This window comes from Actinocorallia aurea, from assembly GCF_054783995.1.
Genome location: NZ_BAAGPQ010000002.1, coordinates 1,076,275 through 1,089,440 on the forward strand (window position 1 = coordinate 1,076,275; position 13,166 = coordinate 1,089,440).

General features: G+C 69.5%; 12 protein-coding genes and 1 tRNA gene. 9 read left to right on the forward strand and 4 right to left on the reverse strand.

Annotated features, from left to right (window positions below; all coding sequences use genetic code 11):
* Positions 1-21: 21 nt before the first annotated feature.
* On the reverse strand, positions 22-924 hold the full coding sequence (gene galU / locus ACYVOM_RS05180) for a UTP--glucose-1-phosphate uridylyltransferase GalU (protein ID WP_460302047.1): 903 nt from the start codon (positions 922-924) through the stop codon (positions 22-24).
* Between the two features lie 34 nt (positions 925-958).
* On the opposite strand from galU, the gene ACYVOM_RS05185 reads away from it, so the two are divergent.
* From ACYVOM_RS05185 to ACYVOM_RS05200, 4 genes are read left to right on the forward strand one after another with little or no spacing between them, the layout of a single operon-like run.
* Positions 959-1,564, forward strand: a complete 606-nt coding sequence (locus ACYVOM_RS05185; protein ID WP_460302048.1) for a 5-formyltetrahydrofolate cyclo-ligase — start codon at positions 959-961, stop codon at positions 1,562-1,564.
* Positions 1,565-1,574: 10 nt separating this feature from the next.
* Entirely contained in the window at positions 1,575-2,558 is a 984-nt protein-coding gene (locus tag ACYVOM_RS05190; RefSeq protein WP_460302049.1) for an NAD(P)-dependent oxidoreductase, read from the forward strand.
* A 60-nt stretch (positions 2,559-2,618) separates the two neighbouring features.
* Positions 2,619-4,133: a potassium/proton antiporter gene (locus tag ACYVOM_RS05195; RefSeq protein WP_460302050.1), complete on the forward strand. Its 1,515-nt coding sequence runs from the start codon at positions 2,619-2,621 to the stop codon at positions 4,131-4,133.
* A 56-nt stretch (positions 4,134-4,189) separates the two neighbouring features.
* A complete protein-coding gene (locus ACYVOM_RS05200) occupies positions 4,190-4,516 on the forward strand; it encodes an FmdB family zinc ribbon protein (protein WP_460302051.1) in 327 nt (108 codons plus the stop codon).
* A gap of 79 nt (positions 4,517-4,595) precedes the next feature.
* On the opposite strand, the gene ACYVOM_RS05205 is transcribed toward ACYVOM_RS05200, so the two are convergent.
* Complete coding sequence (locus ACYVOM_RS05205) at positions 4,596-5,576, reverse strand: D-alanyl-D-alanine carboxypeptidase family protein (RefSeq protein WP_460302052.1); 981 nt, start codon at positions 5,574-5,576, stop codon at positions 4,596-4,598.
* A 297-nt stretch (positions 5,577-5,873) separates the two neighbouring features.
* Here ACYVOM_RS05205 and ACYVOM_RS05210 point away from each other — a divergent pair.
* Positions 5,874-5,946, forward strand: a tRNA-Arg gene (locus ACYVOM_RS05210).
* Between the two features lie 122 nt (positions 5,947-6,068).
* On the opposite strand, the gene ACYVOM_RS05215 is transcribed toward ACYVOM_RS05210, so the two are convergent.
* Positions 6,069-6,887 (reverse strand): helix-turn-helix domain-containing protein, encoded by an 819-nt coding sequence (locus tag ACYVOM_RS05215; protein ID WP_460302053.1) that lies wholly within the window; start codon positions 6,885-6,887, stop codon positions 6,069-6,071.
* A gap of 304 nt (positions 6,888-7,191) precedes the next feature.
* Here ACYVOM_RS05215 and ACYVOM_RS05220 point away from each other — a divergent pair, with 304 nt between their 5' ends.
* Together ACYVOM_RS05220 and ACYVOM_RS05225 are read left to right on the forward strand one after the other, a co-directional pair.
* Positions 7,192-7,764, forward strand: a complete 573-nt coding sequence (locus ACYVOM_RS05220) for a sigma-70 family RNA polymerase sigma factor (RefSeq protein ID WP_460302054.1) — start codon at positions 7,192-7,194, stop codon at positions 7,762-7,764.
* A gap of 211 nt (positions 7,765-7,975) precedes the next feature.
* On the forward strand, positions 7,976-9,604 hold the full coding sequence (locus ACYVOM_RS05225; RefSeq protein ID WP_460302055.1) for an alpha/beta hydrolase: 1,629 nt from the start codon (positions 7,976-7,978) through the stop codon (positions 9,602-9,604).
* A gap of 60 nt (positions 9,605-9,664) precedes the next feature.
* On the opposite strand, the gene proS is transcribed toward ACYVOM_RS05225, so the two are convergent.
* On the reverse strand, positions 9,665-11,113 hold the full coding sequence (gene proS / locus ACYVOM_RS05230) for a proline--tRNA ligase (protein ID WP_460302056.1): 1,449 nt from the start codon (positions 11,111-11,113) through the stop codon (positions 9,665-9,667).
* 367 nt (positions 11,114-11,480) lie between these two features.
* Here proS and ACYVOM_RS05235 point away from each other — a divergent pair, with 367 nt between their 5' ends.
* Complete coding sequence (locus tag ACYVOM_RS05235) at positions 11,481-12,317, forward strand: ABC transporter permease (RefSeq protein ID WP_460302354.1); 837 nt, start codon at positions 11,481-11,483, stop codon at positions 12,315-12,317.
* A 28-nt stretch (positions 12,318-12,345) separates the two neighbouring features.
* A complete protein-coding gene (locus ACYVOM_RS05240) occupies positions 12,346-13,134 on the forward strand; it encodes an ABC transporter ATP-binding protein (RefSeq protein ID WP_460302355.1) in 789 nt (262 codons plus the stop codon).
* Positions 13,135-13,166 lie beyond the last annotated feature (32 nt).

Sequence of the window (13,166 nt, forward strand, 5' to 3'; positions counted from 1 at the left end):
TCACGCCCGACGGGGTGGTCACTAAGACCGGTCGGCCACGAAGTCCTTGAGCCAGCCGAGGAAGTCCGCGCCGAGGTCGTCGCGCTCGGCGGCGAACTGGACCACGGTGCGCAGGTAGTCGAGCTTGTCGCCGGTGTCGAAGCGGTTGCCGCGGAACAGCACGCCGCGCACCCCGCCGCCGTTGTCGGCGGGCATCGTCGCGAGCGTGCGCAGCGCGTCGGTGAGCTGGATCTCGCCGCCGCGGCCGGGCGCGGTCTTGGCCAGGACGTCGAAGACCTCGGGGTCCAGGACGTAGCGGCCGATGATGATCCAGTTGCTGGGGGCGTCCTCGACGGACGGCTTCTCGACGAGGTCGGTGACCTCGACGACGTCGTCCTCGACGCTTGCGGAGATGGCGGCGCAGCCGAACTTGGAGACCTGGTCGGCGGGCACCTCCATGAGCGCCACGACGCTGCCGCCGTACTGCTGGCGCACCTCGATCATGCGCTTGAGCAGCGGGTCGCTGGCGCCGATGAGGTCGTCGCCGAGCAGCACCGCGAAGGGCTCGTTGCCGACGTGCTGGGCCGCGCAGTGCACCGCGTGGCCGAGGCCCTTGGGCTCGCCCTGGCGGACGTAGTGGATCTGCGCCAGCTCGGCCGACTCCTGGATGGAGGCGAGCCGCTGGGTGTCGCCCTTGTGGCGGAGAGCCTCCTCCAGCTCGTAGGCGCGGTCGAAGTGGTCCTCGATGGAGCGTTTCGACCGACCGGTGATCATGAGGACGTCGGAGAGACCTGCCGAGACGGCCTCTTCGACGACGTATTGGATCGCGGGCTTGTCCACGATCGGCAGCATTTCCTTGGGGGTCGCCTTGGTCGCGGGCAAGAATCGGGTGCCGAGTCCTGCTGCGGGAACCACTGCCTTGGTTACGGGTGAGATGTCGGCCATAGGAAAAACCCTAGTCAACTGAAGGGAGTGTCGGGTGCAGGAAGACGTTAAGCCCTCGTTGCGAACCCATATACGTCTAGCGAGGAGTGTCATACCCAGTTCGGAACAGAACCAGGCAGCCTCCGCCATACGCGACATCCTCCTCACGGTCCCCGAGCTGGAGATGGCTTCGTCCATCGCAGCGTATGTCTCGGTGGGTAACGAGCCGGGCACGAGAAGTCTCCTGTTCGCCCTGTGGAAGCGTGGTTCGTACGTGCTCATCCCTGTCGTCCGCCCTGACGGAGAATTGGACTGGGCCTCGTACGAGGGCCCGGATTCGCTGCGCGAAGGCCCCTACGGCCTTCTGGAGCCCACCGAGCCCGTCCGTGGCGTCGACGCGGTCAAGGCCGCGGACGTCGTGCTCGTACCCGCCCTGTCCGTCGACGGGCACGGCAACCGGCTGGGGCGCGGCGGGGGCTTCTACGATCGGGCGCTGGCCCGGGTCGGCCCCGCGATCCTGACGGTCGGTGTGGTGTACGACACCGAGTTCGTGGACGAGCTGCCCGCCGAGCCGCACGACGTGCCGGTGCGGGCGGTCGCGACGCCGTCGGGTTTCCACAGGCTGGGGATCCGCTCGGGGAATCCGGGCGCCGTCCCCTAGGGTGCGGTCCATGTGGAGGATCGCGGCGCTGCCGCCGCTGCCGGTGGAACTCATCGACGTCCTGTTCGCCGACGTGAAGCGGCACGCCGAGATCGCCGTGCCGTCCACCCGGGACGCCGCGGGCCTGCACGAGGTGCTCGCCGAAGCCGACGCCGTCATCGGCGACTTCACCGGCGCGCTCGCCATGGACGCGGCAGCGGTCGCCGCCGCGCCGCGCCTGGCGTTCGTGCAGATGCCGCAGGTCGGCGTCGACAGCTGCGACATGGACGCGCTCACCCGGGCCGGCGTCGCCGTCGCCAACACCCCGGGCGCCAACACGCGGGCCGTCGCCGAGTGGGCCGTCGGCGCGGCGTTCGCGCTGTGCCGCAGGCTCGCCTGGACCGACCGGAGGATGCGCGAAGGCGGCTGGCCGCAGCTCGACATCGGCGGACGCGAACTGCACGCCCAGCGCGTCGGCATCGTCGGGTACGGGGCCATCGGAGCCGAAACCGCCCGGCTGTTCGGCGCGCTGGGCTGCCGTGTCTCCTACTGGAGTCGCACACCCAAGCCGGACACCGTCGCCGCCTACCTGCCGATGGAGGAACTGCTCGCCGTCAGCGACGTCCTCGTCGTCGCGCTGCCGCTCACGCCCGAGACCGCCGGGCTCCTCGGCCCGCGCGAACTCGGTCTCCTCCCGCACGGCGCGCTGCTGGTGAACGTCGCGCGCGGCGGCATCGTCCCGGACGCCGCCGTGCTCGCCGCACTCGCGACCGGCGCGCTCTCCGGCGCCGCACTCGACGTCTTCGAGACCGAGCCCCTGCCCGCCGACGACCCGCTGCGCGCCCACGAGAACGTGCTGCTGTCCCCGCACGCCGCGGGCGCCAGCGGGCAGGCGCAGATCGCCATCATCGGCGAGGTCGTGGCCAACCTCACCCGGCTCGTTCAGGGCGAGCCCGTGCGGCACGTCGTGAACGGGATCGGCCCCGCCATCGCACGCCGTCCCGAGGGCCGCTGACGCCCTCGTCGGCCCGGGCGTGCTGATCCGTTCGGGATAATTGCCCGACGGAGGTGATCTGTGGGGCTTGACGAGTGGCTCGCGTTCGGCGCGGTGATGGTCCTTGTGGCGATCGTGGCGGTCCGGCTGTCGTACCGGCTCGGCCTGCCGAGCCTGCTCGCCTACCTCGGCATCGGGCTCCTGCTCGGCGAATCCGGGCCGATCGGCATCCAGTTCGACGACGCGCAACTCGCCCAGACCCTCGGGCTCACCGCCCTCGTCATCATCCTCATCGAAGGCGGCCTCACCACCGACTGGCGGCATGTGCGCGGAGGCGTCCCCGCCGCCATGTCCCTCGCCATCGTCGGCACCTCGCTCAGCATCGTCATCGTCGCCGGAGCCACGCACTACCTGCTCGGCGCGGACTGGCGGATCGCGCTGCTGCTCGGCGCCGTCCTCGCCCCGACCGACTCCGCGGCCGTCTTCTCCGTGCTGCGCAGACTCCCGCTGCCACCGCGGCTCGCCGGCATGCTGGAGGCCGAGTCCGGCTTCAACGACGCGCCCGTCGTCATCCTCGTCGTCATGCTCAGCAGCGCCCAGCACGACGCGACGGGCGCGGGCGAGCTGTTCGGGACCCTCATCTACGAACTCATCGCCGGCGGGCTCGTCGGCCTCGCCATCGGCTGGGCGGGCGCACGCGTGCTGCACCGGGTCGCACTCCCGGCGTCCGGGCTCTACCCGCTCGCCGTGATGTCGCTCGGATTCGCCGCGTACGGCGGCGCGACCATGCTGCACGCCTCCGGCTTCCTCGCCTGCTACCTCGGCGCGCTCGTCCTCGGCAACTCAAGGCTGCCGCACCGGCCCGCCACCCTCGGCTTCGCCGAAGGCGTCGCCTGGCTCGCCCAGATCGGGCTGTTCATCATGCTCGGCCTCCTCGCCTCGCCCTCGGAGCTGCCCGGACAGCTCGTCTTCGGGGTCGTCGCCGGGCTGGTCCTGTCGTTCGTGGCGCGGCCCCTGTCCGTCCTCATCGCCACGACGGGCTTCGGGGTGAGCTGGCGCGAGAAGGCGTTCATGTCGTGGGCGGGCCTGCGCGGCGCCGTCCCGATCATCTTCGCGACGGTGCCGATGACCGAGCACGTCGCGGGCGCGGACGCGCTGTTCTCCGCGGTCTTCATCATCGTGGTGATCTTCACCGTGGTGCAGGGGCCGACCCTGCCGTTCCTCGCCAAGGTGCTCAAGATCACCGACGACGCGCGGCCCACCGACCTCGGCGTCGAAGCCGCCCCGCTGGAGGAACTGAAGGCCGACCTCCTCCAGGTCAAGATCCCCGACGACTCCGGGCTCTCCGGCGTGCAGATCTTCGAACTGCGGCTGCCGAAGGGCGCCCAGATCACGATGGTGCTGCGCGAGACCGTCGGCGCGGGCCACCTGGTGGAAAAGCACAGCTTCGTCCCCGGCGATCACACCATCCTCCAGGGCGGCGACCAGCTGCTGGTCGTCACCACCGCCGAGGACCGCGACGAGGCCGAACGGCGGCTGCGGGCCGTCAGCAGGCGGGGCAAGCTGGCGGGCTGGTTCGGAGAGCGCGGGGACTAGTCGTACTATTGGCAGTCGGCGATGCCGAGTGCCAATAGTGTTGCGAAGGAGTGACCGTGCCCACGTACCAGTACGCGTGCGCTGATTGCGGCGAGGGGCTGGAAGTCGTCCAGAAGTTCACCGACGACGCCCTGACCGAGTGCCCCAACTGCGGCGGCAACCTCCGCAAGGTCTTCTCCGCCGTGGGCATCGTGTTCAAGGGCTCCGGCTTCTACCGCAACGACAGCCGCGGATCCGGCAAGTCCTCGACCCCGGTGACGACCCCCGCGGAGAAGAAGACCGAGACGAAGACCGAGTCCTCGACGCCGGCGAAGACCGAGTCGTCCACGACGCCGTCGTCCACGACCTCGTCGTCCAGCGCCTCCAGCACGCCGTCCGCCTAAGGGGCGAAGGCTCAGCTCAGCAGGGAAATGCGCGCATCTCCTCGGAGGTGTGCGCATTTCGGCGTCTCCGCGGGGGCCGTCAGCCCTCTTCGGTGCCGAACTCCCAGTGCCACGGCTCGAACGGGCTGCTGTACGCCCATGACGGGTGGAACCAGCCGTAAGTGCCCGCGTTGGCCTCCAGCCAGTTGAACTGGAGCGACCCCGACGTCTGCACCCCGCCGCACAGGTCGAGCGCCTGACCGAGGCCGTGGTTGCTGTGCCCGGGGATCGCCGCGAAACCGGGCCGCTCGTAGTACAGGCGCTGCTGCTCGGCGAGATCCCGGTAGGCGTCCCTGACGCACATGTCGACACCGAACCGCTGCTTGTAGGCCGCGTTCAGCTTCACGAAGGCGAGCGCCGCGTCCGCCCGCAGGAGGTAGCCCTTCTGAGGGACCTTGCAGAGGTACTTGCCGGGGATGAGGCCGTTGGGGAACTTCGTGGAATCCTCGACGAGACTGGTGTCGCACCGCAGGGTCAGCTCGGTGTCGCGGTCCAGATCGAGGTTGTTCAGCATCTTGTTGAGCCGGCCGTTCAGATCGTCGATCCGTTTGAACAGCGCCTTCTGCTGCTTCTTGATCTTCGCCTGGTCGAGGCTGGTCTGCGACTGGAGGTCCTGGGCGTCGTCGGCGAGCCCCTCCCTGCGCTCGCGGAGTTCCCCCGCGGTGTCGATGAGGGCCTGGTCGGCGCCCGCGAGGAACGTCAGGTCGGCGGAGGCGTGCAGCGACTGGCTCGCGTCGCCCTGCCCGAAGATCGACAACGATCCCGACGCCGCGGGCGCCTGATACGACGAGTTCGCCAGTTTCGCGAGCGGCTCACGGATCTTGTCGAACTCGGCGTCGGCCACCGCCAGCTCCGCCAGCGTCTCCCGCAGCTTCTTCCGCGACTTCTTGACCTCGGTGCGCAACCCCTTCAGGTCGTCGTCGAGATCCTGCAGCTCGTTCCGCGCCTTCGTCGCCTCCTTCCGGAGGCTCTCCACCTGGTCGATCGACGGCTTCACCGCCGCCACTCCCGGCGACGCCACGACCACGATAAGCAACAACGCCGCCGTCGCCGCCCACACCAGCCTCACAAACCGAGAGGTCGGCACAGGTGCCCTCCGGACGAACGTTCTCAACTAACAGCGCTCGAACCCTACTACTCCTCCCTCCGAGCCCCGACCCCGTTCCCCCCACCGCACCCGCGGCACCCGGCCCGCCCCGAACGCGGAAGGCACAGCACGAGCGAAACCTGTAAGCTTGCCCCCGGTTGCAGTACCCACCACTGAACCGGGCCAACGCCGACCGCCCAAACCCGGACCAGTAACCCACCCTGCCACCCAGGCCCCGTAGCTCAGGGGATAGAGCAACGGTTTCCTAAACCGTGTGTCGGAGGTTCGAATCCTCTCGGGGCCGCGTTCCTGAACAGCGAAAACCCCCGTTCGACCAGCGAGAATGCTGGGAGGCGGGGGTTTTTTGTCGTTTGGCGGGCGGGGCGGCTGGTTGGGGTGCGGGGTGGACGCGCTGTGGGGAGGGGATCAGAGGTGGGCGGAAAGGAGGTCGGGGGTGGTGGCGGGGGGGTGGGAGAGGACGCAGAGGTGTTCCATGGTTTGGAGGTGGGTGTCCACGGCGGGTGGGGTGTCGTGGTGGGTGGAGGTGGTGAGGGTGTGGGTGAAGGCGGTGTCGGGGAGGTCGGGGTGGGGGAAGCGGAGGAGGGTGAAGGAGCCGGAGGTGGCGGGGTGGGCGCCGGCGGAGAAGGGGAGGATCTGCAGGACCACGCCGCGCAAGGACAAGAGGTGGCGTAGTTGGGCCCGGTGGATGTCCGGGGTGCCCACCGTGCGGAGGAGGACCGACTCGTCGAGGACCGCCCAGAGGCGGGGGCCGTCGGGGCGGAAGAAGGCCTGCTGACGGCGGCGGACGACGGTGACGCGTGCTTCGAGTTCGGTGTCGGACGCCTTCGGGTGCGAGACGCGCAGGAGGGCGCGGGCGTAGTCCTCGGTCTGGAGGAGGTCCGGGACGAACTGGGGGGCGAAGACGCGCATGAGGGACGCCGCCTCTTCGAGGCCCAGGTAGGTCGTCATCCAGGGCGGGATGAGGTCGGAGTACTCCTGCCACCATCCGGGCCGGTTCGCCTCGGCGGCGAGTTCCAGCAGGGAGAGGCGTTCCTCCTCGGAGGTGACGCCGTAGAGGGTGAGGAGGTCGGCGACGTCGCGTTCCTTGCAGCCGACCCTGCCGAGCTCCATCCGGCTGATCTTCGACTCGGAGGAGCGGATCGCGTAGCCCGCGTCGGCGCGGGTGATCCCGACGGCCTCACGGAGCCTGCGCAGCCGTCCGCCGAGCTGGATGCGACAGGTCATCGAACCGGAACTCAATGCGCCGCCCGCCCTCCGCCGCGTTCGAGGCCCGCCGGCCGTCCGCGCGCCCGACGCGGCCTTACAGGGTGCACGTGCAGATGCACGCCCGCAGCAGCCTATCGAACGCACGGTGTGACGTCCATGGAACACGGTTTTCGCATTGACCCGCCTCTCCGGACCAAGATTTTTGTCCGATACGTCATAATTTGAAGGTCTTTACCCCCTATTTGTAGGCCGAAAGTCCTCCCGGTGGTGGACTAGTGGGGAGGTGCGGCCGAAAAAGGCTCCCGGGCGAAGAGGAGGGTTGATGACGACCACTACGACAGAGAAGACCGAACGCTACGAGCGCGACGTGCTCCCGTTGGTCGATCCCCTTTACGCCAGCGCCGTGCGCATGACGCGCAACAGCGCCGACGCCGAGGACCTGGTCCAGGAGACCCTGACCAAGGCCTACGTGAACTTCCACCAGTTCCAGGAGGGCACCAACCTGAAGGCCTGGCTGCACAGGATCCTCACCAACAACTTCATCAACTCCTACCGCAAGAAGCAGCGCGAGCCGCAGCGCACGGGCTCCGACGAGCTGGAGGAGTGGCAGCTCGCGCAGACCGAGTCGTCGGTCTCCGGGCTGCGGTCGGCCGAGTACGAGGCGCTGGACCGCATCCCCGACGCCGACGTCGTCAGGGCGCTGCGCGATCTGCCCGCGGACTTCCGCAACGCCGTGTACCTCGCGGACGTGGAGGGCTACGCCTACAAGGAGATCGCCGAGATGATGGGCACGCCGATCGGAACGGTGATGTCCAGGCTCCACCGCGGGCGCAAGCAGCTGCGCACCGCCCTGGCCGACCACCAGCCCGGGATCCCGCGCGCCAGAGCCGCCTGAGAGCACGCGCACAGCGAAGGCCGGTCCGGGGGACCGGCCTCAGTACTGCCCGGGGCCTGCCGCCGGGCCCGCCGCGAGCCGTTAGGCAACGGAGATCACACAAGGTGCGCCGCGGGGGGCGGCGACGCCTAGGATGCCCTGATCTTTATGCGGGATTTTCCGGCTATATCGGTGCTCGCTCTCGCCTCTTCCCACGGAGGACCCCCCGACCATGCGCCGTCGTGCCCTGATGGCGTCCGCCTCCCTCGCGGCCGCCCTCTGCCTGGGTGCGGGATCCGCCCTCGCGGTCCCTCCCCCCGTCCCGTCCGCCGCGGCCGACGCCGCCGCCAGGCTCCCCGCACAGAAGCTCTCCTGGGCGAAGTGCTTCCCCAACGCCGCGGCCAAGTACGCCAGGCTCCAGTGCGCGAGGGTGAAGGTCCCGCGCGACTGGGCCCACCCGAACGGCAAGAAGATCACCCTGGTGGTCAGCAGGCTCAAGGCCCGCAAGCAGCCCAAGGGCGTCCTGTTCACCAATCCGGGCGGCCCCGGCGCGGCCGGCCTGCTCACCCCGCTGCTGTTCGTGGACGCCGGGCGGGCCAGGCTCATGGACTACCAGGACATCATCGGCTTCGACCCTCGCGGCACCGGGTCCAGCGCCCAGTCCCTCTGCCAGGAGCTGCCGGCGGCGCCGCCCGACGCGCGCGACAGGTCGGCCGCGGGCACCGCGAGGCTGCTGGCCTACGGCGCGAAGCTCGCCAAGGCGTGCCGGAACGGGGGCGGGCTGCCCTCCCGGTACGTGACGACCGCGCAGACGGTCCGCGACCTGGAGTACGTCCGCCGTTCCCTGCGGACGTCGAAGGGCGGCGCCGTCAAGAAGATCAACTGGCTGGGTTACTCGGCGGGCACCTGGCTCGGCGCCCACTACGCGGCCGCCTACCCCAACAAGGCCGGAAGGTTCGTCCTCGACTCGGTGGTGCGGTTCACCGGGTCCTGGCAGCAGCACAACTACCTCCAGCCGGTGGGCTTCCAGCGCAGGTTCGCCGAGGACTTCGCCCCGTGGGCCGCGAAGTACGACGGCGAGTTCGGCCTGGGCGGCACCGCGGCCGCGGTCCTCGCCCGCTACGAGGAGGTGCGCGCGGCGATCGGCGGGCTCGGCGGCATCGACGTCGAGACCGTCGACGGCTACACCTTCACGCTCTACCCCGGCGACCTCGACGACATGATCGCGTCCTCGATCTACACGAAGTACCAGTTCGCCTTTCTGGCGACCGACCTGAGCACGCTGTCCGACGCCGTCGGCGACCCGGCGGCCCGCAGGCTGCCCGTGCGGCTGCACAGCGCTGTCGATCCGACCACGAGCGAGATCGCCACGTTCTTCGCCACCCAGTGCAACGACACCGCGTTCTCCGGGACGCCCGCCCAGCACGCGGCGAAGACCGAGCGGATCGGGAAGGCGCATCCGCTGATCGGCTACAGCGTGATCAGCGACCCGTGCGCGGCGTGGCAGCGGTCCGCGGGGCCGCGGCTGAAGCGGCCGGGCAAGGGCCTGCCCCGGATGCTGATGATCCAGTCCCGCAACGACCCGGCGACGCCGTACGAGGGAGCCGTGCAGGCGCACGAACGGTTCGCGAACTCGCGGCTCGTGACGGTGCGCGACGAGGGCGACCACGGCCTGTACGCCTCCGGCAACGCCTGCGTCGACAGGGTCGTGGACGCCTACCTCATCGACGGCGCCTACCCCCGGGTCGACCGCTCGTGCGCGGGCCGCCCCATCCCGGCCCCCGAGCCCCTGCGCACCACCCCGTCGGCCAACCCCCTCCAGCACCTGAAGGAACTGGAGGACGTCCTCAAGCCCGCCTGACGGCCCAGCACAGCGCAGAAGGCCGGTCCCGGAGGTTCCGGGACCGGCCTTCGCGCGTGCTCAGTAGCTCTTGCCGAAGATCACGCGCTTGCCGTACGCGGACGGGGCGCCGCACTTCACGCAGGCGCCCTCGGCCGGCTCTCCGGCGGCGGGGATGCACCGCGGGGTGGCGGCGGTCTCGGCCTTGATGTCGTCCTCGCAGGCGGTCTGGCCGCAGTGCAGGGCGAGGGCCCAGCCACCGGAGACCTGGTCGGCGAAGGCGTCCCAGGAGTCGACGGCGGCGGTGTGCGCGTCGCGGAACTCCTCGGCGCGGCGCAGCAGGAAGGCCTGGAAGTCCTCCAGGATGCCCGGGACGCGGGCGGCGACCTCGCCGAGCGGGATCTGCTCCTTGCCCTGCCCCTCGACGGTCGGGAGCCGCCGCGCGAGGGTGACGACGCCGCCGTCGATGTCGCGCATGCCGAGCTCCAGCCGGACGGGGACGCCGCGCATCTCCCAGTCGTTGAACTTGAAGCCCGGGGAGAGCTGGGGCCGCTTGTCGTCGACGTGGACCCGGATTCCGGCGGCCTTCAGCTCGGCCGCGATCTCGTGCGCCTTCGCCGCGGTGGTCTCGGCCTGCTCCTTGCGCCCGAGCGGCACGATGACGACCTGGTAGGGGGCCAGGCGCGGGGGCAGGACGAGGCCCTTGTCGTCGCCGTGGGTCATGATCACGCCGCCGATCATGCGGGTGCTCATGCCCCAGGACGTGGTGTGCGCGAGGGTGAGCTCGCCGTCGGCGTCCTGATAGTCGATCTCGAACGCCTTGGCGAAGTTCGTGCCGAGGTAGTGGGAGGTACCGGCCTGCAGGGCCCGGCCGTCCCGCATCATGCCCTCGATCGTGTAGGTGCGGACCGCGCCGGCGAACCGCTCGCCGGGGGTCTTCTCGCCGGGCACGACGGGCATCGCGGCGAGGTCGCGGGCGACCTTCTCGTAGGCGTCGAGCGCCCAGAGGGTCTCGCGCATGGCGTCGTCCTCGTCGACGTGCGCGGTGTGGCCCTCCTGCCAGAGGAACTCGGTGGTCCGCAGGAACATGCGCGGGCGCATCTCCCACCGGACGACGTTCGCCCACTGGTTCAGCAGCAGCGGCAGGTCGCGGTGTGAGTCGATCCACTTGGCCATGTACTCGCCGATGACCGTCTCGGACGTCGGCCGGACGACCAGCGGCTCCTCGAGTTGCTTGCCGCCGGCGTGCGTGACGACGGCGAGCTCGGGCGAGAAGCCCTCGACGTGCTCGGCCTCGCGCTTGAGGTACGACTCGGGGATGAACATCGGGAAGCAGGCGTTCTCGTGCCCGGCTTCCTTGATCTTGCCGTCGAGGTCGGCCTGGATCAGCTCCCAGATCCGGTACCCGTACGGGCGGATGACCATCGTGCCGCGGACCGGCCCCCGGTCGACGAGGAGCGAACGGAGCACCACGTCGTTGTACCAGGCGGAAAAATCTTCGGATTGCGGAGTTACGCCTTCTCGACTCACGGTCCCAAAGGCTACTGGACCGGCGGGGCCCTGGGACGTCTCCGGGCGTACCCGCCCCGACCAGGCCCTCCACCCGGTCGGTTACCATGATCAAGAACACTCCTTCACACGGTGTTCACAACCCGGAGATAGCGGTCTGACCAGGCCGTCGAAGGAAAGATCTACCAGGGGTGGATCACATGTCGGCTAATGTCCCATGCGCGCCCGTACCTGCAATAGGCTCAGCGCCATGAGTCACCCGGAACGGCCCGCAAGCGGCCCCACCGGCAGTCTCACGGCACCCCCCGCATCCCAAGGGAAGTCCGGCGAGTCACTAGCCGCGTTCGCCGCTCGCCATGGCCTGACCCAGAGCGCCGCGCGCCCCTCTCTGGGTCTCTATCTGAACCGGCTCTGGGGCAGGCGGCATTTCATCTGGATGTTCGCCTCATCCAAGAGCAAGGCGATGTACACCTCGTCCAGGCTCGGGCAGCTCTGGCAGGTCCTCACGCCCATCCTCAACGCGGGCGTCTACTTTCTCATCTTCGGACTGCTGCTCGGGACCCACAAGGGCATCCCGGACTACGTCCCCTGGCTGGTCACCGGCGTCTTCCTGTTCTCCTTCTCGCAGCGCTCGGTCACTTCCGGCGCCAAGTCGGTGGGCACGAACCTGTCGCTGATCCGCGCCCTGCACTTCCCGCGGGCCACGCTCCCCCTCGCCTACACGGTGGTGGAGTTCCAGCAGGCGATGGTCGCCCTGGGCGTCCTGTTCGCCCTGGTGATGGCCTTCGGCGTCATGCCGGCCGTCAGCTGGTTGCTGATCGTCCCGATCGTGGCGCTGCAGCTGCTGTTCAACGTCGGCCTCGGCATGCTCGTCGCCAGGCTCGGCGCGTTCTCCCGCGACATCTCCCAGCTCATCCCCTTCATCAACCGGACCTGGCTGTACGCGTCCGGCGTGATCTTCTCGGTGGCGAGCCTCTCGGAGCGCTCGGACTTCATCAAGGAGAACCCCTGGATCACCGACGTCCTCGAGGCCAACCCCGGCTACGTGTACGTCGAGCTGGCACGCCAGGCCCTGCTTCCCGCCTACGTCGCGCAGACCGAGCCGCAGGTCGCGATGAGCGACCCCGGCCTGCTGTGGATCTACGCGGTCGTCTGGGCCGTCGTCGCCCTCCTGGGCGGCTTCTACTGGTTCTACCGGGCCGAGGAGAGGTACGGACGTGGGTAGGGGTGTCGACGTGGCCGACAAGGAGCAGGTGAACCACGTCCCGCCGCCGGTGGTCATCGACCGCACCCGGCAGCCGATCGTGGTCGTCGACGACCTGCACATCAAGTACAAGGTCTACGGGACCGCCAAGGAGAAGGGCACCGGCGCCAGCGCGCTGGGCCGCCTCCTGCGCGGCCGGAACCGCCCCCAGACGACCGAGATCCACGCCGTGCGCGGCGTCTCCTTCGTCGCCTACAAGGGCGACGCGATCGGCGTCATCGGCACGAACGGCTCGGGCAAGTCGACGCTGCTGAAGGCCGTCGCGGGACTCCTGCCCCCGGCGTCGGGCGGCGTCTACACCGACGGGCAGCCTTCGCTGCTGGGCGTGGGCGCGGCGCTGATGAAGGACCTCACGGGCGAGCGCAACATCATCCTCGGCTGCCTGGCGATGGGGCTCACCCCGGAGCAGACCAAGGAGCAGTACCAGGAGATCGTGCAGTTCGCCGGACTGCGCAAGGGGTTCATCAAGTACCCGATGAGCACCTACTCCTCGGGCATGGGCGCCCGGCTGCGGTTCGCCATCGCCTCCGCGCGCACCCATGACGTCCTGCTCATCGACGAGGCGCTGGCCACCGGAGACGCCAAGTTCCGGCGGCGCAGCAAGCGCAAGATCGAGCAGATGCGCAAGAACGCGGGCGCGGTCTTCCTGGTCGCCCACCAGCTCGACGTGGTCGCCGAGACCTGCAACCGGGTCCTGTGGCTGGACGACGGGCAGCTCGTCATGGACGGGACGCCCGAAGAAGTGATCGCCGCGTACACCGAGGCGATCAACAAATAGCTCACTAAAGTGGCCTCCATCACCATCGGCTG

What these genes read in the sequence shown, in the direction of transcription:
- ACYVOM_RS05225 (WP_460302055.1), top strand. Translation starts at nt 7,976, where the DNA reads ATGCGCCGTCGTGCCCTGATGGCGTCCGCCTCCCTCGCGGCCGCCCTC.
- ACYVOM_RS05190 (WP_460302049.1), top strand. Translation starts at nt 1,575, where the DNA reads ATGTGGAGGATCGCGGCGCTGCCGCCGCTGCCGGTGGAACTCATCGAC.
- ACYVOM_RS05215 (WP_460302053.1), bottom strand. Translation starts at nt 6,887, where the DNA reads ATGACCTGTCGCATCCAGCTCGGCGGACGGCTGCGCAGGCTCCGTGAG.
- ACYVOM_RS05220 (WP_460302054.1), top strand. Translation starts at nt 7,192, where the DNA reads ATGACGACCACTACGACAGAGAAGACCGAACGCTACGAGCGCGACGTG.
- galU (WP_460302047.1), bottom strand. Translation starts at nt 924, where the DNA reads ATGGCCGACATCTCACCCGTAACCAAGGCAGTGGTTCCCGCAGCAGGA.